This window comes from Flavobacteriales bacterium, assembly GCA_016704485.1.
Classification (GTDB): Bacteria; Bacteroidota; Bacteroidia; order Flavobacteriales_F; family PHOS-HE28; genus PHOS-HE28.
Genome location: JADJAA010000001.1, coordinates 438,842 through 465,350 on the forward strand (window position 1 = coordinate 438,842; position 26,509 = coordinate 465,350).

Sequence of the window (26,509 nt, forward strand, 5' to 3'; positions counted from 1 at the left end):
CCCACTACTGGGTATTCATTAACTTTTAGAGATCGGGCTTCGTATATGGACCCTCGCTTTGCCTTGACCGAACGGAGGGATCAAGCCATGTTCGACCAAAAGATCACCCACAAGTTTCCGTAAGCATTTCACAGCGTGCCGCTGTCAGAGGATCTACTTTTGCACATCATGACGGACCGCTCGCACCGCCGGACCATGTTGCTTTTCGGAGCATTGGCCGTCTATATCGTGTTGCAATTCACTTGGTGGGGAGTTCTTTTGCTGAGAAAGGACAGTGAAGTGGCACATCTGGCAGCCGTTGTGAAAGCACTGGGAGGTAGCCCCGGTGATCACATGGATACATACCGTGGACTGCGCATGGTAGTGGGAGAAGGCCTCGTTTTCCTATTGATCCTTTTCGCTGTGCTCGCGCTAACGTTCAACGCAATAAAACGCGACCTCGCGTTGGCACGTACGCAACGGAATTTCCTAATGGCCGTGACGCATGAACTACGCACTCCGATCGCAGCCATCAAATTACAACTACAGACCCTTGCACGTAGTGAGCTGAATGCTGATCAACGTGATCTGTTGCGTACCCAAGCGATAGTGGAAGCGGATCGCTTATCGCTGCTTACGGATAAGGTTCTCCTGGCCACTCGCGCGGACGAAGGCATTCTGACCTTGGAGCATGTCCCTGTGGATGTCATGAAGTTGTTGCGTTCCGTCATCGAACGTGCACGCGTGCAGTTCGCGCCCAAGCACGAGATGATCCTGCTTGGCCCACCAGAACATATCGTCAAGTCGGATGCACAAGCCATCCGCAGCATTGCGGATAATTTGATCGAGAATGCAGCAAAATACGCTCCTGATGGAACTACAATAACGTTGGAAGTGATCCGTGGGCAGGAGGGTTGGCGGCTCACCGTTGCCGACGAGGGTCCCGGAATATCGGAGGCTGAACGAGAACTTGTCTTCACCAAATTCTACCGAAGCGGCAATGAAGAGACCCGAAGCAGTAAGGGAACCGGCCTGGGACTTTACATCGTTCAACGGCTCACCGGTCAACTTGGGGGTTCCGTTCACGTAAGAAAACGCGAACCTCAGGGGGCTATCTTTACGGCCTCATTTCCGAATCGTTGATGACAGACCAGAAAGTAGTATTGATCGTATTGGATGGATGGGGTCTTGGAGCCGGAGATCATACGGATGCGATCGCGCAAGCCCATACTCCCTTCATTGATAGCTTGTATGGATCTACAGCCCATTCGACCCTCTTGACCGATGGCGTTAATGTTGGGCTGCCCGAAGGCCAAATGGGCAATAGTGAAGTAGGACATTTGAACATTGGTGCAGGCCGCATCGTTTATCAGGACCTTATGCGCGTTAACAAAGCCATCGCCGAAGATACATTGAAGAGATCGCCTGTGTTGGTCGAGGCTTTTGCACATGCAGCCGAGCCTGGAAAACGCCTTCACCTGATCGGGCTTTTGAGTGATGGAGGTGTACATTCAATGCGCACACACGCAGAAGCACTTTGCCACATGGCACATGAATCTGGCGTGAAGGAGATCTTTGTGCATGCGTTCACGGATGGACGTGATGCGGATCCACGAAGTGGAAAGCGCTACATGGAGCAATTCCTGAATGCGATAGATGGAACCGGAGCTAAGGTGGCCAGTGTGGTCGGACGGTATTATGCCATGGATCGCGACAAAAGGTGGGAACGAGTAGCAGAGGCATACGAACTATTGGTGCATGGGAAAGGGCTTGTCATGAAAGACCCATTGACCGCATTCTCAGATAGCTATGCAGATGGGAAAACAGATGAATTCATTCTGCCTCATGTCATAGTAAGTGATGATGGAGAGCCACTCGCGACCATTCGGCCGAATGATGTGGTCATCTGTTTCAATTTCAGAACGGATCGGTGCCGTGAGATCACACAAGCGCTCACGCAACAAGCCTATCCAGAGTATGGCATGACGCCACTGTCCCTGCACTTCGTTACCATGACGGAGTATGATCGAACATTCAAGAACGTTCAGGTATTGTTCCGGAAGGATGATCTGCAGATGACCTTGGGAGAAGTGATCGAGAAAGCGGGAAAAAAACAGATCCGCATCGCTGAAACGGAAAAATATCCACACGTTACTTTCTTCTTCAGCGGTGGTAGGGAAAAGCCATTCGAGGGGGAGGACCGGATCATGATACCAAGCCCGAAAGTTGCGACTTATGACCTACAACCTGAAATGTCAGCGGAAGGGATCACAACGGCCATATGCGAGCAACTGAAAAAAGGGGAAGTGGACTTCGTTGCACTGAATTTCGCTAATCCGGACATGGTCGGTCACACCGGAGTTTTCAATGCCATTGTGAAGGCCGTTGAAACCACGGACCGATGTGCCGAGCGGGTGGTGAATGCTGGACAGGAACATGGTTATTCCTATGTGATCATTGCAGATCACGGCAATGCTGACAAAGCGCTCAACGCCGATGGAACGCCCAATACCGCGCACAGTACCAACCCGGTTCCCGTCTTCGTTCTGGACAAGCGGATCAAGGAATTGAAGAGCGGTGTACTCGCGGATGTGGCACCAACGATCCTGGAACTAATGGGCATAGAAAAACCCGCCGAAATGACGGGTTCTTCATTGATCTTAATGCAATTCTAGTATTTCCGAAGTATGGTTAAGTATCCGGTGTATGGATCTGGCTTATTGTCCATTAACACTTCATAGAAATACGTTCCGTCAGGCACATCGGAAGCAGCCCAATTGTTCCGATAGTTCTTGGCATCAAGAACGACATTTCCCCAGCGGTTGAATACCTTGACCGTGTTACGCGAACCCAGACCTTCTATCTCCCAACGATCGTTGTAGCCATCGTTGTTCGGTGAGAACACATTCGGAATGATCACTAGGCAATCGATCGTTACAAGAGCAGCCTCAGATCCTATACGTCCACATACGTCCGTAACAATGACCGTATATGTCCCATCGATCAACAATGGAACGTAAATGGAAGGACCTACATCATTATTGGACCACGCATAAGTGTATGGTCCGGAACCTCCGCTCGCACTCGCAGCGATAATAGCAGAATCGCCACTGCACTCAGCTTGGATATCATTTGTAATCACCACCAATGGGTCAACGTCCAGGATCATGAAAGTAACCGAAGCAGAAACCGTCTGAGCGCAGGCGTTGGTATACGAACCTGTTATCACGATGGTCTCGTTACCTTCTACCAACGCATCATCGTTCACCGGAACGGTCATTTGATTGTTCAACACACCATCCGGAATTACCCAAATGCTTGGCAACGTGTAATCGTTATTGTTCGTAGCGGTCCCGGTACCGGCGATCTGCACGGTCAAAGCTCCTTGGGATCCCGGTGGTCGAATAATGTTCACCGTACCGATCTCACAGCCTTCCACTAGGTCACTCTCACCTAAAATGCTCATGTTCAACGGAGGGGCCGGTGTCAGGTTGACTTGATAGGTATTGCTGATCGTCGCTGCACAGAGGTCCGTTACCGTTAGTTGGATCGTTGTATTGGATGTTGGTGACACCATGAGCGTTGGCGTTGTTTCACCCGTGCTCCATGCGTAAGTGTACTGTCCGAAACCACCACTTACCTGTGGTGTGAACAACGTACTATCCCCACATGCAATGTTCGCATTCGCCCCATTCAATTGAAGTGGTGGCAGTTCATCCAATTGAAAGGTAAACACATTCGATGCGGAATCACCATTGCAATCAATGGTCTGCAATGTGAGAATGAGGTCTTCAATTCCATCTGGATCCACGGGGGCGTTGAACGGAAATGAGATAATGGAATCACCGGGTGCGAATACGATCTGCGTCGGCAATGCTGGTGCAATGTCAGTACCATTCATGGCAGAACCAGCATAGCTTATATTCACCGTCTCGGTAACGGTCAGATCGCAGGATGTCCGTAAAAAATCGATCGACAACGGCAGACAACTTTCGTAGATGGTGTTCCCGACAATGGATGGACCTGCGGAAAGGGATGGGATGAATGGCACACTGCTGAAGCTACCACCCTCAAGGAATACAGCAGAATCAAACACGGAATCTCCTCCATCACCTATCGCTAATTTGATATGGTAGGTCTGCGCGCATTGCACGGAAGCACGCGCTGTTAGCACGGTTGTAAACGCATCGTAGACCACATCGGCCCCTGTGGTATTATCCACGTAATAGATATTGTTGCTCTGCCAATTGGGGTCGGCCAGGGTGCAGTTCGAGGCAGTCCCATTCGTTCCTGAAACTCCAGCATTTACGGTGTTGATGGTAATCGGAACGCTGGTACCTGGAACTACAGCGATGTTGATGGCATTATTGGCAAAAGGTCCCGCAATTCCAGGACCGCTCAAGAAGAACCCGAACGCATCATTCACCGTACCGCACACGTATTCCGGATACTCCTCAGATGCAAAAACAAATCGGAACGAGATCGAATCTCCGTTCGGCACGAAATCGAATTCCAGAATTGAGACATCCGCGATCGTTACACCGGACAATGTTGCGAGATCAGCATCACTACCGGTCCCTGTGCTGGATGACTCAAAGTTGGTGGATGCTCCTCCTGCATTACCAGCGTTCCCGGTTGCGAGAATGACCCCATTCGTAATACCAAGGTTGGTCCCGATCGCGGTGAACGAACCGCGTTCAATGCTGGACGCCGCTGGTGTTGCCGATCCGTTGTAGGTGATGTTGCTCACCGACACACAACTACCAACCAAAATATCCTGAACAAGTGATGCCGGTGTAACATTCGTAGTTACCGATAGTTGCCCGAATGCTATACTGCCACTGAGTGCCAATATTGCGAAGATCCCGATCCGTGTGTTGTTCACTATAAGTTGATTTAGTTCTGACTACCGGCCAACAAAGTTACATGCCCATAGCCTTCCGTGCTAGGGAACAGGTGGCCTTCAGCGCGGTATTTATATACGTAGACACCTGTAGGTGCTTTTCCACCTCCATTTATGGTGCCATCCCAAGTAATATCCATCTCCTTTGTACTGAAGACCTGTGAACCCCAGCGATCAAAGATCGTCAATTCGAATTGTTCAATGTAATGCCCTTTTGGACCCCAGATATCATTGATCCCATCACCATCGGGGGTGAATGCATTAGCGAAATAAATGTGCCCTGGTGGACGGAGAAGGACTGAATCAGTGGCGGCACATCCATTCGGGGTCGTGATCTCCAACGTAACCATGTGCTCGTCCAGATCCATGTAACTATGGAAGGCTTCAAACCCTCTGGATCGCGTACCATCTCCCATATCCCAGACCCATGTTTGCGCGTATGGCACTGTTGCCGCTTCAACATGCCAATCATCTTGGCCATGATTCGTTGTAACGATATCGATCTGTACGTGCTCTACTTCTATTGTCACGTTGTCCGTCAGCTCTTCTCCACATTCATCCCTTACGGTCATGGTATACACCGTTTGTTCATTCGGCATTACCGTGAAAACCGGATCGGTAATATCCAGGTCTGCCCAAGTGATGTAGTAATAGCCAGATGCGCCACTGATCGACGGTACCAATGCAACGCTATCTCCTGCACAGAGTCGCATGTCCGCAGGCATGGTAAGCTGCAATGGTGCATACTGAGGAATGCTTGTGGAAACTGTTGCAGTACCCTCCGTTTCGCATTGGTCCGTTGCCGTGATTGTATATGTTTGATCAGCAGGTACGCCAACCGTCAAGTCATAAGCGGTGCTCAACTGAACACCATTCGGGTCTTCCCAAATAAGCGTATAGATCCCTCCACCTCCAGTGATATCGATCACCTGGAGCAACGCGGTATCACCCGCGCAGAGCACGGTAAGGTCCGGAGAGGTAGTGATCACGATCGGCTCATTTACAACAGCACTCACAAGCACACTATCCATTGTGGAAGTTCCGCAACCCTCTGATACCGTTACGAAGTACCATTGAGGCGGTCCGCCTGGCACCTGAATGGTCGCTGTTGCACCAACAACGGCACCATTAGCAGTCCATTCGTAGGTGAAATCACCATCACCTCCTGTCGCGCTAAGCACACTGATGTCGCCGTCCTCAAGGCAAACGATCTCCGTGGCCGGGCTTACATCAATATCCAATGGGTCGTAAATAGGTAGCGTAACCGTAACGGTCTCGGTAACTGGGTCCACACCACAGGCTTCGGATACGGTAACATCATACGAAGTAGTAACACCGGGTGTAACGTTGATGGATGCCGTTGTTTCACCCGTATTCCAAAGATAGCTATACACCCCCGTGCCACCAGTAACCGTTGGTGTTAGTGTATTCTGTTGGTTGCAAACGCTGTTCACATCGGTCAATTGTACATCCAGTTCCGGATGGCTAACAATGTTGAAAATGAATTGGCTTTGTACGACCACATTAGCACATTGAAGCAGCTGTTCCACATCCATGATCAACGTTTCATCACCATCCATGTCCAATGATGCATCTATGGAGATCGTTACTTGATCCACGTTCGCGGGGAAATTGATCTGTGTTGGGAACAACGGCATGTAATCCACACCCGCAGTAGATGTACCTGATACAGCAAGGTCTATGGTCACATCCTGATCCAGTTCACCGACACGGGTGAACACGAAATCCCAAGGTCCGCAACCTTCTACCAGATCAGTACCATTCAACCCTGTACCACCGGTAAGTGTTGCAGTTACTTCACCCGCACTGGTGAAACTGCCTGCTTCCAAGAATACGGCCGAATCAAAACTGCTATCCCCACCGTCACCAATAGCCAACTTGATGTGATATAACTGGCCACATTCCACAAGCGAAAAGGCAGTCAGAACCGTAGTAAAACCATCGTAGACCACTGTTGTACCGGTTCCATTATCGACGTAGTAAATGCTGTTGTTCACCCAGTTCGGATCTGCCGAAGCGCATGTTGTTGCATCATTGAAACCACCGGGGGAGCCTGAGTTCACGGTATTGATCGTGATCGGAACGGTCGTACTCGGGATCAGGGCGATATTCTTCGCATTATTCGAGAACGGACCATTGATACCCGGACCGCTCAAAAAGAATCCGAACGCATCATTGAATATGTCACACACATATTCCGGATATTCTTCGGACCCGAATACATACCTGAAGCGCAATGTGTCACCTGTTGGGATAAAATCAAATTCCAGGATCGCAGCATCACTGATGATCTGACCAGAAAGGTCCTCCAGGTCCTGGTCACCAGCTGTACCACTACCACCTGAGGCAAAATCAATTCCTGATCCTGCTGCGTCAGTTGCCGTTCCGGTACTCAAGATCACACCCGCATCCAAGCCCAAGTTACTTCCGGATGCCGTGAACGATGCTCGAGCAGCAGCATCACCAGCGTAGGTGATATTGCTGGCAGTAACTCCACCACCTAAAAGGACATCTTGGATCAACTGTGTCGGTGAGGGCGTACCATCAACTACTAATTGGCCATTGACCTGAAAAGCAAATAAAAAGGTAATTGCGACGGATGTGAGCGACTTATACATTATGCGAGGGTCTTCTAGAGTGAGGAAAATTACGATTTCCGGTTGAACTAAGAGACCCGGATCCATTAAAAAAGGTTGCCCAGAGATCGGCTGCGGCTACAAAATCATGCGCTCCTATCTTTGTGCTCCATCAAAAACCCCAGTGCCGTGCAAGCCATCGACTCCTACATTAAAGCAAACGAAGAACGTTTCCTCAACGAATTACTGGACCTCCTGCGCATACCTAGCGTGAGCGCAGACCCTAAGTACAAAGCGGATGTTGCCCAATGCGCTGAGGAAGTAAAGAAACGCATGGTGGAGGCTGGGTTGGACAAGGTTGAGGTCTGTCCTACCAAAGGCCACCCGATCGTCTATGGCGAGATAACGGTTGACCCTTCTAAACCAACGGTCCTGGTCTATGGTCATTATGACGTGCAGCCCGCTGACCCGCTTGAACTCTGGACCAGTGGCCCGTTCGAACCGGTGATAAAGGACAAAATGATCTACGCACGTGGTAGCGCCGATGACAAAGGCCAGTTCTACATGCACGTGAAAGCGATCGAGACCATGATGAAAAATGGCGGTCTACCGTGTAACGTGAAGGTAATGATAGAAGGTGAAGAGGAGGTGGGAAGTACAAACCTGAGCATTTTCGTGAAGGAGAACAAAGAGCGCCTTAAGGCCGATGTGGTCCTTATCAGCGACACGGCCATGATCGCGAATGATGTACCCAGCATCAATACGGGTCTACGTGGTTTGAGTTATGTGGAAGTAGCGGTCACAGGTCCCAACCGAGATCTGCACAGCGGAGTTTACGGCGGTGCGGTCAGCAATCCGATCAATGCGCTGTGTGATATGATATCCAGCCTTCATGACAAGGATCGGAAGATCGCCATTCCTGGATTCTATGACGCTGTGAAGGAATTGAGCGCGGCAGAACGCGCGGCATTGGCAGAAGCGCCTTTCGATGAAAAGGCATACATGAAGGACCTTGAGATCGATGCTGTCCGGGGTGAAAAGGGCTACTCTTCAGAAGAACGCAGTAGCATACGACCTACATTGGATGTGAACGGTATTTGGGGCGGGTACATCGGCGAGGGTGCCAAAACGGTTTTGCCGAGCAAGGCATTTGCCAAGATCAGCATGCGCTTGGTGCCAAACCAGAAAAGTGAAGCCATCACCAAATTGTTCCAGGACCATTTCACCAAGATCGCACCTCCCGGTGTGAAAGTGGTCGTAACACCGCACCACGGTGGTGAAGCGGCCGTTACGCCCATCGATAGCCCTGCATACCTCGCGGCAAGCAAGGCCATGGAAGAGACATTCGGTAAAAAACCGATCCCTACTCGCGGTGGTGGAAGTATCCCGATCGTTGCACTCTTCGAGGAGGAATTAGGATTGAAGACCGTTCTCTTCGGTTTTGGACTGGATAGCGATAACATCCACAGTCCCAACGAGAAGTACGGCGTGTTCAATTACTTCCAAGGCATCCGGTCCATTCCTCGGTTCTTCCATCATTTCGCTACCAGTGCTTCCTAGATCGAAGCGTTTTACGATGTACGTACCATGTGGAGAATGCATGTCGCGCTTGTTTGCTAAGAGTTCTTGCCTTCTACTCCTCGTGTTGTTACTTAGCAATTGCAGCTACAAAGAGGTGGTATTCAAAGGTGTACAGGACATTCAAGTGGGTAAGTTCGATAAAGCGGGAATGGAGGTGACCGCAACGGTAGCACTGGAAAATCCAAACTCCTATTCAATCAACGTGAAGGACCCTGATGTGGACGTTTTCCTGAACAACCTGTATCTCGGCAAAGCGCACCTGGATCGCCAAGTTGTTCTCGCTGCGCGCAGCTCGGAGGTCTATATCATTCCACTTCACGCTAGTTTCGATGGTGGCGGCGGAAACGTTCTAGCTGCGCTTATTTCTACGGCAATTTCCGGCAAAGGAGAGTTGAAACTGAAAGGCACGGTGACCGGTGGTCTAGGCCCTTTCTTTCGTAAAAAGTTCCCATTCGAGGAGACCGAGATGATCGATCTGAAAGGGAAATAACGCTCGACGGTCGTATTGCGGATTCCTAATTCCTGATTCCCAGAGATACTTGCTGACCAAATATTCGATCTTCGGGAGGTTGGATCTTGCCGTATTCTTCGTTGGACGGCAGAAGGAATACGACCTGATCGAACCGTAGAGAAAATCTGAACAACCCAAAGACAAGCTCAGCAGAAATACATAAGTGCCGGGAATCAGGAATCAGGAATCACTGCCGTCCGGAACAATAGAACGGACCGGATAATTTTGCACTGCTAAAATAGGAAAGGGACCCCTGATTGCGTCGCGGATCCCTTTCCATAATTAATGGTACCATGGGCAAAATTAAGGCAAAGGCTGGAACTCCGGTTTACGGACAGCTGTTATCGCTTATCAACCGAAAAGACTTCCATAATGCGGTAGTTGAAACCGGTGCAGACTTCGCTGTAAAGAAGCTCAATACATGGACCTTGATGGGGTCTATGATTTTTGCCGTGTTGCAAAGAACTTCAGGGCTTCGCGAACTCACCAGTGGTTTAGCGGGTTATAGCGAAGGTCTGAAACACTTGGGGTTTACTCACCTGCCCAAACGCAGCACCGTAAGCGATGCGAATAAGAAGCGGCCACCAGAGTTGTTCGCTAGGGTTTTTGCGGACATATACCGCCGATATAGACACTATTTATCGGACAGCAGTTTGCCAAAGAACGAACGTTGGCTACGTAATTTGTTCTTGGTAGACTCAACCACAATTACACTTTTCAAAGAGATCATGAAGGCTTGTGGGCGCACTCCTGCCGACGGAAAACGCAAGGGGGGGGGTGAAGGTCCACATGGGTATGCACCTTACTGAAGAAGTGCCATCTCTGATTCGGATTACCAAAGCGGCCACCAACGACAAGCAGTTCATGCCTGAGTTCAAGAACATGGCCAAGGGAACCATATTGGTGTTCGACAAGGCGTACATGAACTACCCTTTGTATAGGCACTGGGGTAAGACCGGGGTGCATTTTGTTACGCGCCTAAACCTGCGAAGCACGGTGCAAATACTTCGCGATCGCACGGTAAGCGCAAGCGCCAAGAAGGCTGGAGTACTCAAAGACCAATGGGTTCTGCTGGGCCACGAAGGCGAACTCAACCCTATACTGTTGCGCTTGATAACCTACTACGACCAGACCTTCAAACGCACCTTGCAATTCATTACCAACATGGGTAAAATGGGACCGGTGAACGTAGCCCAAGCCTATAAACAGCGGTGGCAAATTGAGATACTATTCAAGCGTCTCAAGCAGAACCTGAAGTTTACCGACTTCCTAGGTGACAATGAGAACGCGATCCGGATCCAGATCTGGTGCGCCTTGATCGCGGATCTATTGGTAACGATCAAGCGCAAATTATTCTCCTTCAAGATCCAGCCAGCATATTCAACGATGGTGGGCCTAGTGCGATTGCATTTAATGCGTTATGTGGATCTAAAGGAATTGTTGCTGAGCCCTGATGATCCTACACTTTTCGGATCGCCACCAACTCAACAACTTACGTTTTTTAACTTCGGACCACCCTAACTTTAGTGTCCAGCAGACCAGTTCAACAAAACCAGGTCTTCCAGAACGTCAATCTGCCGAGCTAGGATTGTTCCGGACGGCAGTGATACAGGAATCAGGAATTTCATAAGATAACTTCCTTTTTAAGAACAACCGGATATCCAAATAGGCCTTGAGCTTCAGTTATTTCGATCGTTCTCCCCACCGGACCGACCAGATCCTTGTAAGTGCTGCGTGCAAAGGGAAAACCTTCCAGGTAATTGTCCTTGAAATTGTAGGTGATCAGCGTTCCATTTGTATCCACAATTCCCACATCATGTGTTGTAACGATCGGTGTTCCATGAACAAAGAAGTTGGCCCACAACAACACGCTTGTCCCGATCGGCCCAACCGCCAATAAATTGAAGAGGAACCATTCCAGCCGTTCCATGCCAAGCCATAATCCAGAGCGTAAGTAAGGCAGTAGGTTACCAGCAAAACACATCACCAGAAACACCCTGAATAGTAACGGCACATCGATCAACGTCCAAGGAGCAACGGTGAATAAACTGAACATGCCAATGAAAAGACCGATGCCCATTGCTGTTCCTGGCCAGGTCTGTTCCCGCACGCCATGCACGTTGGTGTGTTGATGCGTCGACGGCACTGACCGGGACGCCCTGCTTAGCATGTTGTTCCTTTGCTTACCCATGTTACGTTCCATAGTCGTGAAAGCGAGTGCTTTTGCCAGCTTATTCTCTCTAGCAGCTTGTGCTCAGCATGGAACTCCTACGGAAACGGCGAACCAAGATACCATGCACACACATACCAACCGCCTGATCAACGAAAGCAGCCCGTACCTGTTGCAGCACGCCCATAATCCAGTGGATTGGTATCCATGGGGTGAGGAGGCCTTTGCCAAAGCTCGTGCAGAGAATAAATTGATGCTTATCAGCATTGGATACAGCAGTTGCCATTGGTGCCACGTCATGGAACGCGAGAGCTTCGAGAACGATAGCGTTGCCACAATAATGAACGAACGGTTCGTTTGTATAAAAGTGGATCGCGAGGAACGGCCCGATGTGGATCAAGTCTACATGAGTGCAGTACAGCTCATGACAGGCCGTGGCGGATGGCCCCTGAATTGTTTTGCACTGGCCGATGGAAGACCTGTCTTTGGTGGTACGTACTTCCCGGCCGATCAATGGTCCAAGATCCTAGTGGAGCTGAATGACAAATGGACCAAGGAACCGGACCACGTTATTGAATATGCCGAACGCCTCAAAAATGGTATTGCTGCTCAAAGCGTTGTGGAACCGGTTGAGATGAAGGGCGAATTCGATAAGCAAGTACTTCAAGAAATGGTGGATGCCTGGTCACCAACCTTCGACCTGGAGAACGGCGGACCTGACAAAGCGCCGAAATTCCCGATCCCGAACAACTATGAATTCCTACTCCGTTATGGCACGTTGATCAACGATAAGGAACTCTTGGACTACGTGCAAATGACTTTGGATAAAATGGCATTTGGTGGGATCAACGACCAAGTAGGTGGAGGCTTTGCGCGCTACAGTACAGATGCGATCTGGAAAGCACCGCACTTTGAAAAAATGCTCTACGACAATGCACAGCTTGTCTCGTTGTACAGTCAGGCCTATCAAGCATTCAAGGAGCCGCTTTACAAAGAAACGATTGAACACACATTGGAATTCATTGCACGCGAAATGACCTCTGCCGAGGGTGCTTTCTACAGTGCCTTGGATGCCGATAGCGAAGGTGAAGAAGGTCTTTTCTATGTCTGGGAAAAAGACGAACTGCAAACGGTCCTTGGTGCTGAATACGATCTTGCCGCTGCGTACTACAACGTGGATGCCGCAGGACGTTGGGAGCACGGCCGATACATTCTCCTAAGGCAGCAAGGTGACGTTGAATTCGCAGAGAAATTCGGGATCCCGGTCAATGAACTGCGCCAGCGCATCGACAAGATCAACACGACACTTCTTGAAGCACGTAGTAAACGGATCCGCCCGGGGTTGGATGACAAATCGCTGACCTCATGGAACGCGATGATGATCAAAGGCTATTGCGATGCCTATGAAGTACTTGGTACAAAAGCATACTTGGAGCGTGCTACTGGAACCATGGACCTGTTCCTGAAAAAATGCAAGCGGCCCGATGGTGGACTCTGGCATTTATACAAAGACGGCAAAGCGAGCATCAATGGCTACTTGGAGGACTATTCGTTCATGATCGAAGCGTTGACCGCATTGTACAGTATCACGTTCGATGAACGGTGGTTGAATGAGGCGCGATCACTTGCCGACTATTCGATCGCACACTTCCATGATGCCAAGACAGGCACCTTCCACTTCACCAGTGACCTCGATCCCGCGCTGATCGCACGCCCGAGTGAGCTGCACGACAATGTGATACCCGCTTCCAACAGCAGCATGGCGAAAGGCCTGTTCCAACTGGGCCAACTCTTCGATAATGAACAGTATTCCACGATCAGTAGCAGCTTACTGCATACCATGACACAACGCATGGCCGCTCACCCAAGCGGACATAGCAATTGGGCACAGCTATTATTGGCACATGTGTTCGCTTATCCGGAGATCGCCGTTACCGGACCGAATGCCGTTGCAATGCGCGTGCAATTCATGGAACACTATTTGCCCAATAGACAGTTCATGGGTAGCACTACGGCAAGCTCTCTTCCGTTATTGGAAGGGAAGACGGTGGATGCCACCATGATCTATGTGTGCTTCGACAAGTCGTGCAAATTACCGGTGGAGACAGTTGAAAACGCTTTGAAACAAATACAGTGAAACAATCGATCCTTTTTATCATTTGCGCACTTGGACTTTCTTCCATTTCCGCACAGGCCTTGATCGTTCTACCGGTCGATGACGATACACATACCATTGAGTTCAACCCGGCCTTCATCAAAAGCAATAGCATTACTTCCATCGTGGGCAATAAAATGGTGAAGCGTTCAAATGAACCCATGCGCCCCAACGGCAGTTCATACTATTATCGGTTCGATGGGAAAGGGCGCACCGTGTATAGCAATAATGCATTCGGACATCCTGGAAGTGGCCGTGACACAGCTTCCGTAAAGTACATCTACGATGAGGCTGATCGCATAACGCAGCGCTTACGCAACGACCTTGGAGGACATTATACCTACACGATCGACTACGATGATAACGGTAAGCCGGAGCGCGAAACCTATTCACGCATTGAGAACCTTGGCACAGATCGGTACAACGTGATCCCCGGTGAAGTGACCGTGATCAGTGACGAGCGCTTCCGGTACGAAGTGCAGAGCGATTCACTAACGAAGAAGCTATTCCTGAACAACTTGGACCTCCCCTACCGCGAACAGCTAATAGTTAAGGACTCACACGGCTATCTGCGCACCATTGAAGACGTGTATCTGATGAGCAACAAACGAGCACGCATCACATTCAAATACGACGACAAAGGACGGCTCGCCGAACGACTTGAGCAGCCTGATATCGGTTGGTTGCATTCCACAAAACATACGTTCACGTATGACAACGTTGGCAACCTATTGCAAGCGATCCTTTGGAAAGACGACGTGCAAAAAGAACTTGCCGAATACCTCTATGAAGAAGGGAGCATGACGCTAAGTGCACGCATAGCCAAGGACATGGAGACAGGTCAGATCCATATTGTGAAGTATGTGACGGAGAGGAGGTAACGCGTTGTTGGTTGTTGGTTTTGGGCTGCCTGGATGGGCGAATTGCCCTTTGGTCAATTCGCTGTCGCTTTCCTTGTCGCAGATGTTTTTCATTCCAACAAGAAGGTAGCTTCTTACGCCTTCTTTGCCATACCCACATTGGCAGCCTTACCATAATCCGGCACCAGGTAAGCGAGGTCATCGAATGCTTCTGCAGTGTATCGCTTTTCCGCTGCTGTGAACATGTACTTGGCACTTGGCGTCATTCCCCGTAAAAAGGTGATATTCTCGTTGCCGTTCCAAAGCTCGGCAGCTTTGTCCGCACCATCGCCGAAGACCATGCGCGCTGCTGGTTGTTGTGCCCAATCCTGATCAAGGATCAGCGGGGCGGCGGGTTGCTGTGGCTCCAGTTCCGCTGAATACGGTTGTGAGAAAACTTCCATTCTTCGTGCATCCACCATGGGCCATAATTCTGCATTGCGCTCCGATGCATGCTCCAATGCACCCTGGGCCAAGGTGCTCAACGTACTGAGACCGATCACAGGAATATCCAAGGCGTAACACATGCCTTTTGCAGCAGACAGACCAATGCGCAGACCAGTGTACGAACCCGGACCAATACCAACGGCAACCGCATCCAATTCCTGCAACGCGCAACCAGCCTCACGTATGACCTCTTCGATGAAGACGTTCAACTTTTCGGCATGTGCATTGGTCGTTGGGTCGCTCTCGCGGATGGCCAGCAACTTGCCAGCACGCGCAACAGCTACGCTGCACAATTTGGTTGCCGTTTCTATTGCAAGGATCAATGCCACGATCACAAAGTAACGGGTACGCCTTGCAGGATGTCCAGGTATTTCGTGGCCATCAGGTATTGGTATTTCGCGCGGATCAGATCGGCGGTAGAACGGTTCAACGTGGTCTTGGAAGTACTTAGTTCAATGGAGGTGATCACGCCTTGGTCGAAACGGTCCTGCGCGTATTGCAACGCCAACGTGCCTGCTTCCACGGCTTTGTTGGCCGCTAGGTATTGCTTGTACGCCGAGCGCTGCATCACCAAGGCATCCAACACATTGCCTTGCAGGTCGTTCCGAACTTGCAGGGTGTAGTTACGCGCTTTCTCATGTTGCACCTTGGCCTGATCGATCTGATACTTGTTCCGCATATTATTGAAGATCGGAATGTTCAACTGGAAACCGATCGACTGGTTGAAATTCTGATCGAGCTGCTTTCCGAACGGAACGAGCGCCGTATTGATCGAATAATCCGGCGCAAAGACCGTTTCGCCACTTGCCGTTGCGCCGATCGGAACAGGGTCGTTCACCACAACATCACCCACTTGCTGAACATTCCTTCCACTGAATCCTGAACCGAGCGAACCATTGAAAGAGAGTGATGGAATAATCCCGGCCTTTGCAATGGCCACCGACTTCTCAGCACTTTTCACCTGTAGTTCTGCTTGTGCGTAAGCGGGGTTCGTCCTGATCACATTGTCCAGGATCTGATCCGTACTGAGCGCGGGTGCTACAATGTCCGCATCGTTCAGTGTTGGTGCAACAATATCAAAAGTGCGTAATTCCGCAGGCTCCAATTGCATACCGCGACCCAATGCAAATAGACGTTGATCATGTTGGCTGTGCAGATCAGTCGCGGTGTATTCCTCCTGAGCCAGTTGAGACTGTAAGGTCAATAGTTCCGCGCGTGCTACACGCCCCCCTTCAACCAAAGCATCCGTTCGACTGATCTGCAATTTGGTGTTTTCCACTTGTGTTTCAGCGGCACTGATCCGTTCGCGCAACCCAAGTACATCCAAGAACGCTTGCACAACGGTCAAGCGCACATCATTCATGGACGCTTCCATGCCCTTGGTGGCAGCCTCTACATCGATGCCCGCCTGCTTGATGGAGTTCTGTTTACTGAACCCTTGGAAAAGGTCCACATTGCTGCTGAGGTAGAAATTGTTCGTACGGACTTCGTCGGTAGCGAACGTGTTGGTGAAGCGATCGATAACCCGGCCGTAATTGTATCCATGCGTAGCACCTCCATTGAGGTCCGGTAGCAGGTTCCATTTTGCACGTGTTTGATTCTTGCCGGCGATATCCATGTCCAGCCGGGCGTTAAGGATCGCCAAGTTGCGCTCCTCTGCGCGTTGCACGCATTCTTGAAGCGTCCATGCCTGCTGGGCGTGCATGCTGGTACAAACCAAGAAAAGTAGAAAGGTTGATAGTGATCGCATCGGCAAGGTGTTCATTCAGTTAGCTACCGGAGCGAACAAAAATACCGGGGAGTTCCCGGCATACCAAGCCCATATGATGAACGGTGGCAGAACGGTGCGGGCGGAGATCACATCCCCGTGATCTTCACTTCAACACGCCGATTGGCCTCGCTTTGTTCCTTGTTGGTCGGCTCCGGATAGATCATTGCGGAGTTCCCATAACCCAAGTATGTCATGCGATCGGGTTCTATATCATTCACTAAGAGATAGTTGAATATGGCTTGAGCACGCGAGGTACTGAGCTCAATGAATTCCTTCTTATTCTTGAATGTTGGCCCGTTAACATGGCCTTGGATCTCTATCTTCACAGTGGGATTCTCTTGCATGAAACGCGCTAAAAGGACAAGCGAGGCTTCTGCACTTCGTACCACCTTGGATTCATTACCAACGAAATTGATATCGTCCAGGATCACTTGCTCACCAGGAGCGATGGGAACCAGCTTGATCTCTACCCGATTGATCGGCTCATTGTTGCCTTTCACCCTAACGGTACTGAACATATACCCTTTACGCGCGCAACCGATCTTCAGACTGCGGTAGAAATCCAGTTCAAAGCTGTAGCTGGATCGCCCTTTGGCCTCTACCACTTCATCGAACTTAAGACCATCGATCGTGATCTTCGCCATGAGCGGCTCGCGATTGACCGCGCTTATGACATGGATCTCCAATGCCTGCTTTTTCTTTTCATCTACTTCTGGTTCCGGAGGTGGTGGTGGTGGGTCATAGTGGAACCGGATCGTATAGCCAGCTCTGGGACGCTCACTTTGGTCCACCACTAAATAGAATAGCTGACCGGCCTCGGTCTTCATGGAATTGCTGTAGCTGGAGCCAAGGCCGCTACGTACGTAATTTTCTGTTGCGCTCTTACTCAACCCGCACATGGACCTGATAGTGGTATCGTTACGGGAAATGTTGGATCGCAGGGGTACCACTTGTTTATTGATGACCTTATCGCAGATACCGGGAATGGCTCCTTCGAATACCAGAAAATCGATATCATCGCGGATGTCCTTAGGTATGATATCGAAGGTGAGGTTACATGCCACCGGCACTCTGAATTTGTACCAAGTCGTATGGTGTTCCCGCTCGAACCATTGCTTATCCTCGAATGGATTCTCCTTGATCTCCAGTACATTGCCAAAACCACGGACCGCCTGATCATTCACGTAGAATGAGTCCGGAATGTAGATCGCACCCGTGCAATCACCATTCTCCTGTGTGAACGGTCGCACTTGAGCATTTACCGTTGTTATCAGAAGCGTTAGTGCCAAGAAGAGGGTTAGGCGTAATGTTCTCACAAGGCGTTGATACGTAAAACAATGCCCTGGGTTTCACCTTCCGGGCCAAGTGCTATCCGTATGCCAGATTGCTACCCAGCCACCGCTCCATCCATTCCTTATCCTTTCCTTTTCTGGCGGCCATATCCGCTATTTGATCCGCAGACACTTTGCCCACGCCGAAATACTTGCTCTGTGGATGTGCGAAATAGAATCCACTTACTGCTGCCGTAGGCCACATGGCCAAGCCCTCGGTGAGCTTTATGCCCGTATGTCTCTCTGCATCCAACAACCGGAACAGTTCGGGCTTTTCAGTATGGTCCGGACAAGCTGGATAGCCCGGTGCCGGCCGGATCCCAGCATACTTTTCCTTGATCAGCTCATCATTACTGAGCTGCTCTTTCTGTGCGTATCCCCAGATCTCTTTGCGCACGGTTTCATGGAGCTTCTCAGCGAACGCTTCCGCTAAACGATCGGCCAATGCTTTCAGAAGGATCGCATTGTAATCATCATGGTTCTCCTCAAATCGTTTTACGTGTTCATCAACGCCATGGCCCGTGGTAACCGCAAAGCCACCCATCATATCCGGAGCCACATCTTTCGGAGCAACGAAGTCAGCCAAAGCGATGTACGGCACACCCGGTGCTTTTTTGCTTTGTTGACGCATGGTCTGGAAACGACCGACGACCTTTTGGCGTGATGCATCAGCGTAGAGCTCCACATCGTCGTCATTTACGGAATTAGCGTACCAGATCGCGGCAACTCCATTGGCTTGCAACCACTTCTCCTTAATAATGCGATCCAACATGGCACGCGCATCAGCATACAGTTTCGTGGCGTGCTCCCCAACAACTTCATCTTCCAGGATCTTCGGGAACTTACCCGCAAGCTCCCAAGCCATGAAGAATGGTGTCCAATCGATATAGGGTACCAACTGTTCGATCGGGAAATTCTTGAATTGGAATACCCCGGTGCTCTTGGCCAACACCGGTGGTTCAGCGGTCCAGTCGATCGCGAATTTCTTTTCACGCGCTTCTGCGATCGGTATATATTCCTTAGCGCGTTGGCTGTTCTCGTAATGGGTGCGCACCTGGGCGTACTCTGCTTTAATATCCTTCAGGTAAATATCCCGCTCATTCTCGCTGAACAGTTTACTCACGGCAGGGACGGATCTGCTCGCATCGATGACATGCACTACGGGTTGGCTGTAGTGCGGTTCAATACGCACAGCAGTATGCACGCGGCTTGTTGTTGCACCGCCGATCAAGAGTGGGATGGTGAATTTTTCACGCTCCATCTCTTTGGCCACATGCACCATTTCATCCAATGATGGTGTGATCAATCCACTCAACCCGATGATGTCCACTTGCATCTCCTTCGCGGCTTTCAGGATCGTGGCACTCTGCACCATCACACCGAGGTCGATGACCTGCCAACCGTTGCATGCGAGGATCACCCCCACGATGTTCTTGCCAATGTCATGTACGTCGCCCTTCACTGTCGCAAGCAGAACCTTTCTTGCACCTTCCTTGCGTGTTCCCAGTATAATGCCTTCTGGTTTTGGAGCAAGTGCATCCTTATCTTTCTTGGCCTGAAGGAAGGGTTCCAAATAAGCGACGGCACGCTTCATTACACGCGCACTTTTCACCACTTGTGGAAGGAACATTTTTCCGGCTCCGAAGAGATCACCTACCACGTTCATTCCGGCCATCAACGGACCTTCGATCACTTTTACTGGATCTTCCAATGCAAGTCGCGCTTCTTCCGTATCGATCTCAATGTACTCCGTAATACCATGTACCAATGCATGTTTCAAGCGTTCCGTTACATCACCCTCTCGCCAAGCGGCCTGCTGTGCGATCACTTCTGCAGTGGGCGCTGCGGTGAAACGCTCCGCAAAGGTCACCATGCGCTCCGTGGCATCGGGCCTGCGCGCTAGCAATACATCCTCCACATGTTCCAACAGGTCTTTCGGAATGTCATCATATACACCGATCTGGCCCGCGTTCACAATGCCCATGTCCATTCCTGCCTGAATGGCGTGGTACAGAAATGCCGTGTGTATCGCTTCGCGAACAGGTTCATTCCCTCGGAAACTGAAACTCACGTTACTCACACCACCGCTCACCAATACACCGGGCAGATTCTTCTTGATCCATTTCACCGCTTCGATGTATTCGATGGCATAGCGATCGTGTTCGCTCATACCCGTCGCTACTGTTAGAATGTTCGGATCGATGATGATGTCGTGCGGTGGGAAGCCAGCGGTTTTCGTGAGCAGATCATACACGCGTTGCGCGATCTGGATCCTGCGTTCGAAATTATCCGCCTGACCTTGTTCATCAAAACACATTACAACAACGGCCGCACCCAGCCGACGAACGATCTTGGCTTGACGTAGGAACTCCTCCTCCCCTTCCTTCAGACTGATACTGTTCGCGATGCCCTTGCCCTGCAGGCATTTCAATCCGGCTTCGATCACGCTGAACTTGCTGCTGTCCACCATCACCGGAACACGTGCAATGTCCGGTTCGGCAGCGATCAAGTTGAGCAATTTTGTCATGGCCTGCACGCCATCGATCAGGCCCTCATCCATGTTCACGTCGATCACTTGCGCTCCGTTCTCAACTTGCTGACGTGCCACTTCGACGGCTTTGTCGTAGTCGCCAGCTTTGATCAGTTTGCGGAAAGCGGCACTACCGGTAACGTTCGTGCGCTCGCCGATGTTGACGAAGTTGCTTTCCTTGAAAATGCGGAGCGGCTCTAAGCCGGAGTAGGTTGGGATGGACATTTTGATCAGACGATCAGAAAATTAGACGATCAGAAAATGAAATGAACCGATGCGCTTTATGCGAATGCTGGAGTCTGCCTTGGTTTGTGCTTTTTGGCTTCTTCCGCTAGTGCCGCAATGTGCGGTGGCGTGGTGCCGCAGCAGCCACCAATTATGTTCAACCAGCCTTCTGACATGAACTCCCCAACAAGCTTCGCTGTAACTTCCGGGCTTTCGCGGTACTCACCCATTTGATCGGGCAGGCCGGCATTCGGATAAACACTTACGCGGCAGTTGGCCTGCTCAGCGATCGCTTCCAAATAGGGTCGCATCTGGGCCGCACCCAACGCGCAATTCAATCCCATGCTGAAAAGCTTCACATGTGCCATGCTGATCATGAACGCATCGATCGTTTGGCCGCTCAATGTTCTGCCGCTCGCATCGGTGATGGTTACGCTGCACATGATGGGAATGCGATGGTTGCGCTTTTCGAAGACCTCCTCTATCGCATAGAATGCAGCTTTTGCATTGAGTGTGTCGAAGATGGTCTCCACCAACAATAGATCAACGCCGCCTTCCAACAACGCATCCACTTGCTCGCTGTACGCTGTTACCAATTGATCGAACGTTACAGCTCTGAAACCAGGATCATTCACATCCGGGCTCAAGGATGCGGTCTTGTTCATTGGACCGATGGCACCTGCTACGAAACGCGGTCTATTTGGATCCAACGCAGAATATTTCGCACACGCTTCTCTGGCCAGTTGCGCCGATCGGATGTTCAACTCGCGAACCAGATGTTCGCACTTGTGCTCTGCTTGTGCAATGGTGGTAGCGCTGAACGTATTGGTCTCCACGATGTCGGCACCGGCCTCCAAGTATTCTTCGTGGATCTTGCGGATGGCATCCGGTTTTGAAAGCGAGAGCAGTTCGTTGTTGCCTTGCAAGAGGATCTCGTGCTTTTCCATACCCGGCGGATGGAAATCCTGTTCGGTAAGTCCCAGTCGCTGTATCATGGTGCCCATGGCGCCATCCAGAATAAGGATGCGTTCTTGAGCAAGTTCTTCGATGTTCTTCATGTCATATCTCGTTCTATTCTGCCCCGTCATCGCATAAAAAAACCCCATCCGGATGTCCGGACAAGGTTCACAACGCTTAGCGCTGGTTCTTCTTGATCACGGCTCATCTGTTCCCTACGCGCATATTCTGCGGTATTGCGGGATTGGAATTGGCACCTTAAACGCATTGCTACGAATGGTTGCCAAGGCTTCATCGGGCCAAAACCCTCTGCCTTTCTTGATAAGCGAAACGAAAAGAACGAGGGGGCAAAGGTAGGGCTTCTCGGCTCCGCTCGAAGTCCTAATTGCGAAGCTCGAAGTCCTAGTGGCAGAGAATGGGAGGATGGTAGGATCAGATGATCAGAAAATTAGAAAATTGAACGCCTGCTTGGTCGAAGAGGGAACCTGCCTACCGCAGGCAGGCGCTGATCTTTATGATGGTTATGATCAGCACGGATCAGAACATCGGACGATCAGAAAGTGGAACGCCTGCTTGGTCGAAGAGTTTGGAACGCTCCCGCGTTTTACTTCTGCGGGATGACGCTGAAAGGCATGATCAACGCAGATCAGTAAATTAGAAGATCAGGCCTCTCGGACTTGATGGTATGGTATGTGCCAGAAACATTCCACATACCACCCTTGACAAGCCAAAAAAATATTCGTCATCCAAGTAATTGGCCGAAAATTATTCTGCAAAGCAAAGAACAGAAACTGGTTGATCTGGTTGCATACAAAAATTCTTGAAACCCCAACCAAAAATTCTTGCCAAAATTTGCAAATAGCGAATTGATCTTGCACCTTCACCGTCTAATACATCCTTTTCCATGTCGATCGCACCTCGCACCTCGCACCTCGCACCTTGCACCTCGCACCTCGCACCTCGCACCTCGCACCTCGCAGCTTAGCATTCGCATTTCGGCTTGACCGAACCGTGCATGCGCTGCTGCTCCCGATCATGGTACTTGCCTGCCTGTATTCTTCCGGCAACCTGCACGCCCAAGCACAATTGACCCTTACGCTTACGCCAAGCGACTACAATGGATACAACATTCGATGTTTCGGGGGAAAGAGCGGTTCCATTGATCTAACTGTAACTGGAGGTACCGCACCATATACATTTCATTGGACTTCCAGGGATACGATAGAGGATCTGCTGTCAATTCCCGCAGGATACTATCAGGTAACAGTGCTCGATGCCAACTTGCTTACCGCAGATGCTTCGATCACATTGACCGAACCTGAGGCGCTGAAAGTACTAGCGGTACCATACCGGTATCCAGAGGGCACCAATATCAGTTGCAACCAGTGTTACAACGGCAGCATTGAGGTAACAGTTACAGAAGGGGTGCCATCCTACACGTATGCTTGGGGTGACGGTGTAACCACGCAGAACCGCTCGGGACTAGGGGCACAAAATTACAATGTAAAAGTTACCGATGCAAATGGATGCATACAGAAGTCGGAACCTATATTTCTGAAACAGCCTGATAGTGACGACTGGAAAATGGGAGGCAATATTGATACCGATCCTAATAGCCAATATATTGGAACACTAGATAGCACGGATCTCTCTTTCAGGACCAACGAGCGTGAACGCTTGCGTATAGGGGCTGACGGTACACTGCGGTCGAAATCGCTAAGTTTTGATTCCGGGTATAGCTTGCTCATGGCGGACTCGACCGGTGCAATTATGAAGATAGGCAGTAACGACTATCTAACATACATTCAGGAACCTAAGCCAGGCTGCCCAATTGGTGCCAGTTGGCCATGGTTGATGTGTGGAAACCATGTTAGACCGGGACATGTACTCGGCTCAACCAATGATGCCCCACTCCACTTTATGACCAACAATGTGAACCGCATGGTAATTACTGCTGATGGTAAAGTGGGAATTGGAACCGGCCCACCAAACGGCCCTATAGTAGACTATACGCTCTTTGTAGAAAATGGCATTGTTTGCCGCGATGTGCTCGTGAAACTAGGTGCATGGCCGGATTATGTATTCGAATCAGAATACGACCTGATGCCACTTGCCGAACTACGTGAATTCCTATTCAAAGAAAAACACCTGCCCGGAATACCGAGCGCTGCAGAGGTTGCTGCAAAAGGTGGTCTGGAAGTGGGTAAAATGCAGACGGATCTGTTGCGGGTGGTTGAGGAACAAGCCATCTATATATTGCAGTTGGAGGAACGGTTGGGCTTGATGGAGAAGCGGTTGGGGGATGTTGAACAACTTGTAAAGCCCTAAGCATCATGAGAACGCTAGGAGCTTTATTGCTTTTTGCCCCACGATTTTGTGTTGGGCAATTTGATGTGGATTGTGCAGAAAGAGATTTTTTCGAAGTTAGAAGTGAACTAAAATGTTTTTATGAAAATCTTTTAATAAGTGATCCTACGAATTCTGAAGTTTTTGGGGAGGGTGGGAAATACTCCAACTTCAAACGTTGGGAGGAGTATTGGTCAACAAGAATACCGCCCGGTAAGACTATCGAGGATTTCGAAATCGCCAAAAAAGCATCCTATCAGGCTCTAGAAGCGAAACAACTCCTTCCAAAAAGCAATCTGGATTCTTGGCATGAAATTGGTCCAATCGATAAGCCCAATAGTGGCCATCCGATTATTAGCCCAGGTAATCAAAACTCCGAGGCTGGTATTGGACCAATCCATTTTATTAGTTTTTGTGATGCAGATGCAGGAGGAAATATAGCCCTGTGTGGTTCTGCTTCAGGTGGCTTGTTTTATAGAGATATAAGCACAATGTCACAATGGAGCAATGCGGGAAGTGATTCATGGCCCTACAGTGGCTGTAGACATGCCGTTTTCAAAGTAGGAACGTGTGATGTGATTTTCGCCGCCAACTCTAATTGGCTAGGTCGATTAGGCGGTATACATCGTTACGACCCCACGGATCAGGAATGGGAGCAAATAGCTGACGAAAGTGACTTTGACTTCTGGGCAATGATTAAAAAGCTACATACCGATGGCAGCGACCCAAATGTGCTTTATGCCGCCACGACAAAAGGTTTGTACCGTACACTAGATGCGAATGGAGATGACCCGCTATGGACTAAAATTGTCCTCCCGAATCCAACAGACCCAATTTACGGTATATACGATTTCGATAATTCGCAACATATTGAAGATTTGGAAATGGAACCTGGCAATAGCCAACATATATATATATCTGTAAAATTTCATGGTCCAGACCCCAACGACCCTGAACATTTTGTTAATTTTTGGACCGTTTTGCAATCGGTTAATGGTGGCCAAAATTGGACACCGGTGCCTAATATACCAACAGACGATTGGGAAACATATGAGGAGACAGATAATATGTACGAGTTGATTACATTGGAGGTTAGCCCAGCAAACAATAACGCTCTATGGGTTCAACTAGACAATTTTGACGCTCCAGGAACAGGCAGCCTTTATAATGATAATTTATTTAAATACACTAATACCATTACTGGATTGGGCTCTTTACTAGAAGGAATCTCAAAAATAAGCATTGCCTAAGTTATCTATGAACACTGGGCTTTGATCAACTTTTTAATGTTCCAGTTGATCTTCTTCTTTGGCGCAATGTACTTCGCTAAGAAAAGCGATGGACATCAGCGACAAGCAATGGGAAGTGTTGGAAAAACCGCTTACAAGTATTTTTCATAAGAGCGAAACACGTGGCAGGCCCAGACAAGATCCACGTGCGGTGCTTAACGGGATCTTGTGGATATGCCGGACCGGTGCACCATGGGCGATCTACCTGGCAGATACCCGCCATACCAGACTTGCCATCGGTACCACAAACACTGGTGCAAGAGCGGTTCTTGGGATAAACTGCTGCATGCTCTTGCATCAGATCTACGCGATCGAGGGAAGATCGACATTACCGAATGCTTTATCGATGGCACCTTCGCAAGTGCCAAAAAAGGGGGGCTTGTGTTGGACCTACTAAGAAAGGGAAAGGCACCAAGATCATGGCAGTCACAGACGCTGTTGGTATTCCTCTCACCGTACGGGCCTTTAGCGCCAGCACCCATGAAGTAAAGCTAGCCGATAGGACGATCCGTTCGTGTGCCATAAAGCCCAAACGTGTGATCGCCGACAGGGCGTACGACAGTGACAAACTAAGACGCACATTGAAGAAACGCGGAATCCAACTGGTATGTCCGCACAGGAGTAACAGAAAACGACAAGTGCATCAAGATGGACGGGAATTACGGCGCTACAAACGCCGCTGGAAGGTCGAAAGGTTGTTCGCGTGGTTGTTTAACTCGCGCCGTACATTCGTTCGGTATGAATACCATGCAGACCTCTTCTTAGGCATGGTGCAGTTGGCTTGCGTAATGATAATTCTCAAAAGTTATTTTTGAGAT

19 protein-coding genes, 1 pseudogene and 1 riboswitch are annotated in these 26,509 nt (G+C 49.9%); of the genes and pseudogenes, 11 read left to right on the plus strand and 9 right to left on the minus strand.

The annotated features are described in order from the left end of the window. The first annotated feature begins 168 nt into the window (after positions 1 to 168). Both IPF95_01950 and IPF95_01955 read left to right on the plus strand, forming a co-directional pair. Positions 169 to 1,122 carry a HAMP domain-containing histidine kinase gene (locus tag IPF95_01950; GenBank protein MBK6473455.1) on the plus strand — a complete coding sequence of 318 codons (954 nt, stop codon included), beginning with the start codon at positions 169 to 171 and terminating at the stop codon, positions 1,120 to 1,122. Further along, positions 1,122 to 2,654 carry a 2,3-bisphosphoglycerate-independent phosphoglycerate mutase gene (locus tag IPF95_01955; GenBank protein ID MBK6473456.1) on the plus strand — a complete coding sequence of 511 codons (1,533 nt, stop codon included), beginning with the start codon at positions 1,122 to 1,124 and terminating at the stop codon, positions 2,652 to 2,654. The genes IPF95_01950 and IPF95_01955 overlap by 1 nt, the downstream gene beginning before the upstream one ends. On the opposite strand, the gene IPF95_01960 is transcribed toward IPF95_01955, so the two are convergent. Further along, positions 2,651 to 4,864 carry a gliding motility-associated C-terminal domain-containing protein gene (locus tag IPF95_01960; protein ID MBK6473457.1) on the minus strand — a complete coding sequence of 738 codons (2,214 nt, stop codon included), beginning with the start codon at positions 4,862 to 4,864 and terminating at the stop codon, positions 2,651 to 2,653. The two genes, IPF95_01955 and IPF95_01960, sit on opposite strands and share 4 nt — an antisense overlap. Before the next feature lie 11 nt (positions 4,865 to 4,875). Then, positions 4,876 to 7,521: a choice-of-anchor L domain-containing protein gene (locus IPF95_01965; GenBank protein ID MBK6473458.1), complete on the minus strand. Its 2,646-nt coding sequence runs from the start codon at positions 7,519 to 7,521 to the stop codon at positions 4,876 to 4,878. Positions 7,522 to 7,668: 147 nt separating this feature from the next. On the opposite strand from IPF95_01965, the gene IPF95_01970 reads away from it, so the two are divergent. The 4 genes from IPF95_01970 to IPF95_01985 all read left to right on the plus strand — a co-directional run bounded on the left by IPF95_01970 (position 7,669) and on the right by IPF95_01985 (position 11,092). After that, positions 7,669 to 9,039, plus strand: coding sequence for a dipeptidase (locus IPF95_01970; protein MBK6473459.1), 1,371 nt, complete (start codon positions 7,669 to 7,671; stop codon positions 9,037 to 9,039). Between the two features lie 40 nt (positions 9,040 to 9,079). Continuing rightward, a complete protein-coding gene (locus IPF95_01975; GenBank protein ID MBK6473460.1) occupies positions 9,080 to 9,550 on the plus strand; it encodes an LEA type 2 family protein in 471 nt (156 codons plus the stop codon). Positions 9,551 to 9,864: 314 nt separating this feature from the next. Then, positions 9,865 to 10,380, plus strand: coding sequence for a DUF4372 domain-containing protein (locus IPF95_01980; protein ID MBK6473461.1), 516 nt, complete (start codon positions 9,865 to 9,867; stop codon positions 10,378 to 10,380). After that, complete coding sequence (locus IPF95_01985; protein ID MBK6473462.1) at positions 10,361 to 11,092, plus strand: IS4 family transposase; 732 nt, start codon at positions 10,361 to 10,363, stop codon at positions 11,090 to 11,092. The genes IPF95_01980 and IPF95_01985 overlap by 20 nt, the downstream gene beginning before the upstream one ends. A 103-nt stretch (positions 11,093 to 11,195) precedes the next feature. On the opposite strand, the gene IPF95_01990 is transcribed toward IPF95_01985, so the two are convergent. Next, positions 11,196 to 11,762, minus strand: coding sequence for a hypothetical protein (locus IPF95_01990; GenBank protein ID MBK6473463.1), 567 nt, complete (start codon positions 11,760 to 11,762; stop codon positions 11,196 to 11,198). A gap of 103 nt (positions 11,763 to 11,865) precedes the next feature. On the opposite strand from IPF95_01990, the gene IPF95_01995 reads away from it, so the two are divergent. Both IPF95_01995 and IPF95_02000 read left to right on the plus strand, forming a co-directional pair. Next, a complete protein-coding gene (locus IPF95_01995) occupies positions 11,866 to 13,878 on the plus strand; it encodes a thioredoxin domain-containing protein (protein ID MBK6473464.1) in 2,013 nt (670 codons plus the stop codon). Then, positions 13,875 to 14,777, plus strand: a complete 903-nt coding sequence (locus IPF95_02000; GenBank protein MBK6473465.1) for a hypothetical protein — start codon at positions 13,875 to 13,877, stop codon at positions 14,775 to 14,777. The genes IPF95_01995 and IPF95_02000 overlap by 4 nt, the downstream gene beginning before the upstream one ends. Before the next feature lie 113 nt (positions 14,778 to 14,890). Here the strand turns inward: IPF95_02000 and tsaB are convergent, their stop codons facing one another. From tsaB to IPF95_02030, 6 genes are all read right to left on the minus strand, one after another. Next, a complete protein-coding gene (gene tsaB, locus IPF95_02005; GenBank protein MBK6473466.1) occupies positions 14,891 to 15,571 on the minus strand; it encodes a tRNA (adenosine(37)-N6)-threonylcarbamoyltransferase complex dimerization subunit type 1 TsaB in 681 nt (226 codons plus the stop codon). Positions 15,572 to 15,573: 2 nt separating this feature from the next. Then, a complete protein-coding gene (locus IPF95_02010; protein ID MBK6473467.1) occupies positions 15,574 to 16,992 on the minus strand; it encodes a TolC family protein in 1,419 nt (472 codons plus the stop codon). A 107-nt stretch (positions 16,993 to 17,099) separates the two neighbouring features. After that, positions 17,100 to 18,329: an OmpA family protein gene (locus tag IPF95_02015; GenBank protein MBK6473468.1), complete on the minus strand. Its 1,230-nt coding sequence runs from the start codon at positions 18,327 to 18,329 to the stop codon at positions 17,100 to 17,102. Positions 18,330 to 18,381: 52 nt separating this feature from the next. After that, positions 18,382 to 21,099: a methionine synthase gene (gene metH, locus IPF95_02020; GenBank protein ID MBK6473469.1), complete on the minus strand. Its 2,718-nt coding sequence runs from the start codon at positions 21,097 to 21,099 to the stop codon at positions 18,382 to 18,384. A 56-nt stretch (positions 21,100 to 21,155) separates the two neighbouring features. Then, on the minus strand, positions 21,156 to 22,157 hold the full coding sequence (locus tag IPF95_02025; protein ID MBK6473470.1) for a homocysteine S-methyltransferase family protein: 1,002 nt from the start codon (positions 22,155 to 22,157) through the stop codon (positions 21,156 to 21,158). A 100-nt stretch (positions 22,158 to 22,257) separates the two neighbouring features. After that, positions 22,258 to 22,384: riboswitch (SAM riboswitch) on the minus strand. 437 nt (positions 22,385 to 22,821) lie between these two features. After that, positions 22,822 to 22,962 (minus strand): hypothetical protein, encoded by a 141-nt coding sequence (locus IPF95_02030; protein ID MBK6473471.1) that lies wholly within the window; start codon positions 22,960 to 22,962, stop codon positions 22,822 to 22,824. Between the two features lie 33 nt (positions 22,963 to 22,995). Here IPF95_02030 and IPF95_02035 point away from each other — a divergent pair, with 33 nt between their 5' ends. From IPF95_02035 to IPF95_02045, 3 genes and pseudogenes are all read left to right on the plus strand, one after another. Next, positions 22,996 to 24,384 (plus strand): SprB repeat-containing protein, encoded by a 1,389-nt coding sequence (locus tag IPF95_02035; GenBank protein ID MBK6473472.1) that lies wholly within the window; start codon positions 22,996 to 22,998, stop codon positions 24,382 to 24,384. A gap of 5 nt (positions 24,385 to 24,389) precedes the next feature. Continuing rightward, on the plus strand, positions 24,390 to 25,652 hold the full coding sequence (locus tag IPF95_02040) for a hypothetical protein (GenBank protein MBK6473473.1): 1,263 nt from the start codon (positions 24,390 to 24,392) through the stop codon (positions 25,650 to 25,652). 88 nt (positions 25,653 to 25,740) lie between these two features. Then, positions 25,741 to 26,506 (plus strand): annotated as a pseudogene (locus IPF95_02045) (IS5 family transposase). Positions 26,507 to 26,509: the final 3 nt, after the last annotated feature.

Excerpts from the sequence above, each read along its gene's own strand:
- IPF95_01965 (MBK6473458.1), bottom strand. The coding sequence starts at position 7,521 with ATGTATAAGTCGCTCACATCCGTCGCAATTACCTTTTTATTTGCTTTT.
- metH (MBK6473469.1), bottom strand. The coding sequence starts at position 21,099 with ATGTCCATCCCAACCTACTCCGGCTTAGAGCCGCTCCGCATTTTCAAG.
- IPF95_02030 (MBK6473471.1), bottom strand. The coding sequence starts at position 22,962 with ATGGAAAAGGATGTATTAGACGGTGAAGGTGCAAGATCAATTCGCTAT.
- IPF95_01995 (MBK6473464.1), top strand. The coding sequence starts at position 11,866 with ATGCACACACATACCAACCGCCTGATCAACGAAAGCAGCCCGTACCTG.
- IPF95_02025 (MBK6473470.1), bottom strand. The coding sequence starts at position 22,157 with ATGAAGAACATCGAAGAACTTGCTCAAGAACGCATCCTTATTCTGGAT.
- IPF95_01980 (MBK6473461.1), top strand. The coding sequence starts at position 9,865 with ATGGGCAAAATTAAGGCAAAGGCTGGAACTCCGGTTTACGGACAGCTG.
- IPF95_02010 (MBK6473467.1), bottom strand. The coding sequence starts at position 16,992 with ATGCGATCACTATCAACCTTTCTACTTTTCTTGGTTTGTACCAGCATG.
- IPF95_01985 (MBK6473462.1), top strand. The coding sequence starts at position 10,361 with ATGGGTATGCACCTTACTGAAGAAGTGCCATCTCTGATTCGGATTACC.
- IPF95_01950 (MBK6473455.1), top strand. The coding sequence starts at position 169 with ATGACGGACCGCTCGCACCGCCGGACCATGTTGCTTTTCGGAGCATTG.
- IPF95_02040 (MBK6473473.1), top strand. The coding sequence starts at position 24,390 with ATGAGAACGCTAGGAGCTTTATTGCTTTTTGCCCCACGATTTTGTGTT.
- IPF95_01990 (MBK6473463.1), bottom strand. The coding sequence starts at position 11,762 with ATGGGTAAGCAAAGGAACAACATGCTAAGCAGGGCGTCCCGGTCAGTG.
- IPF95_01955 (MBK6473456.1), top strand. The coding sequence starts at position 1,122 with ATGACAGACCAGAAAGTAGTATTGATCGTATTGGATGGATGGGGTCTT.
- IPF95_01975 (MBK6473460.1), top strand. The coding sequence starts at position 9,080 with ATGTCGCGCTTGTTTGCTAAGAGTTCTTGCCTTCTACTCCTCGTGTTG.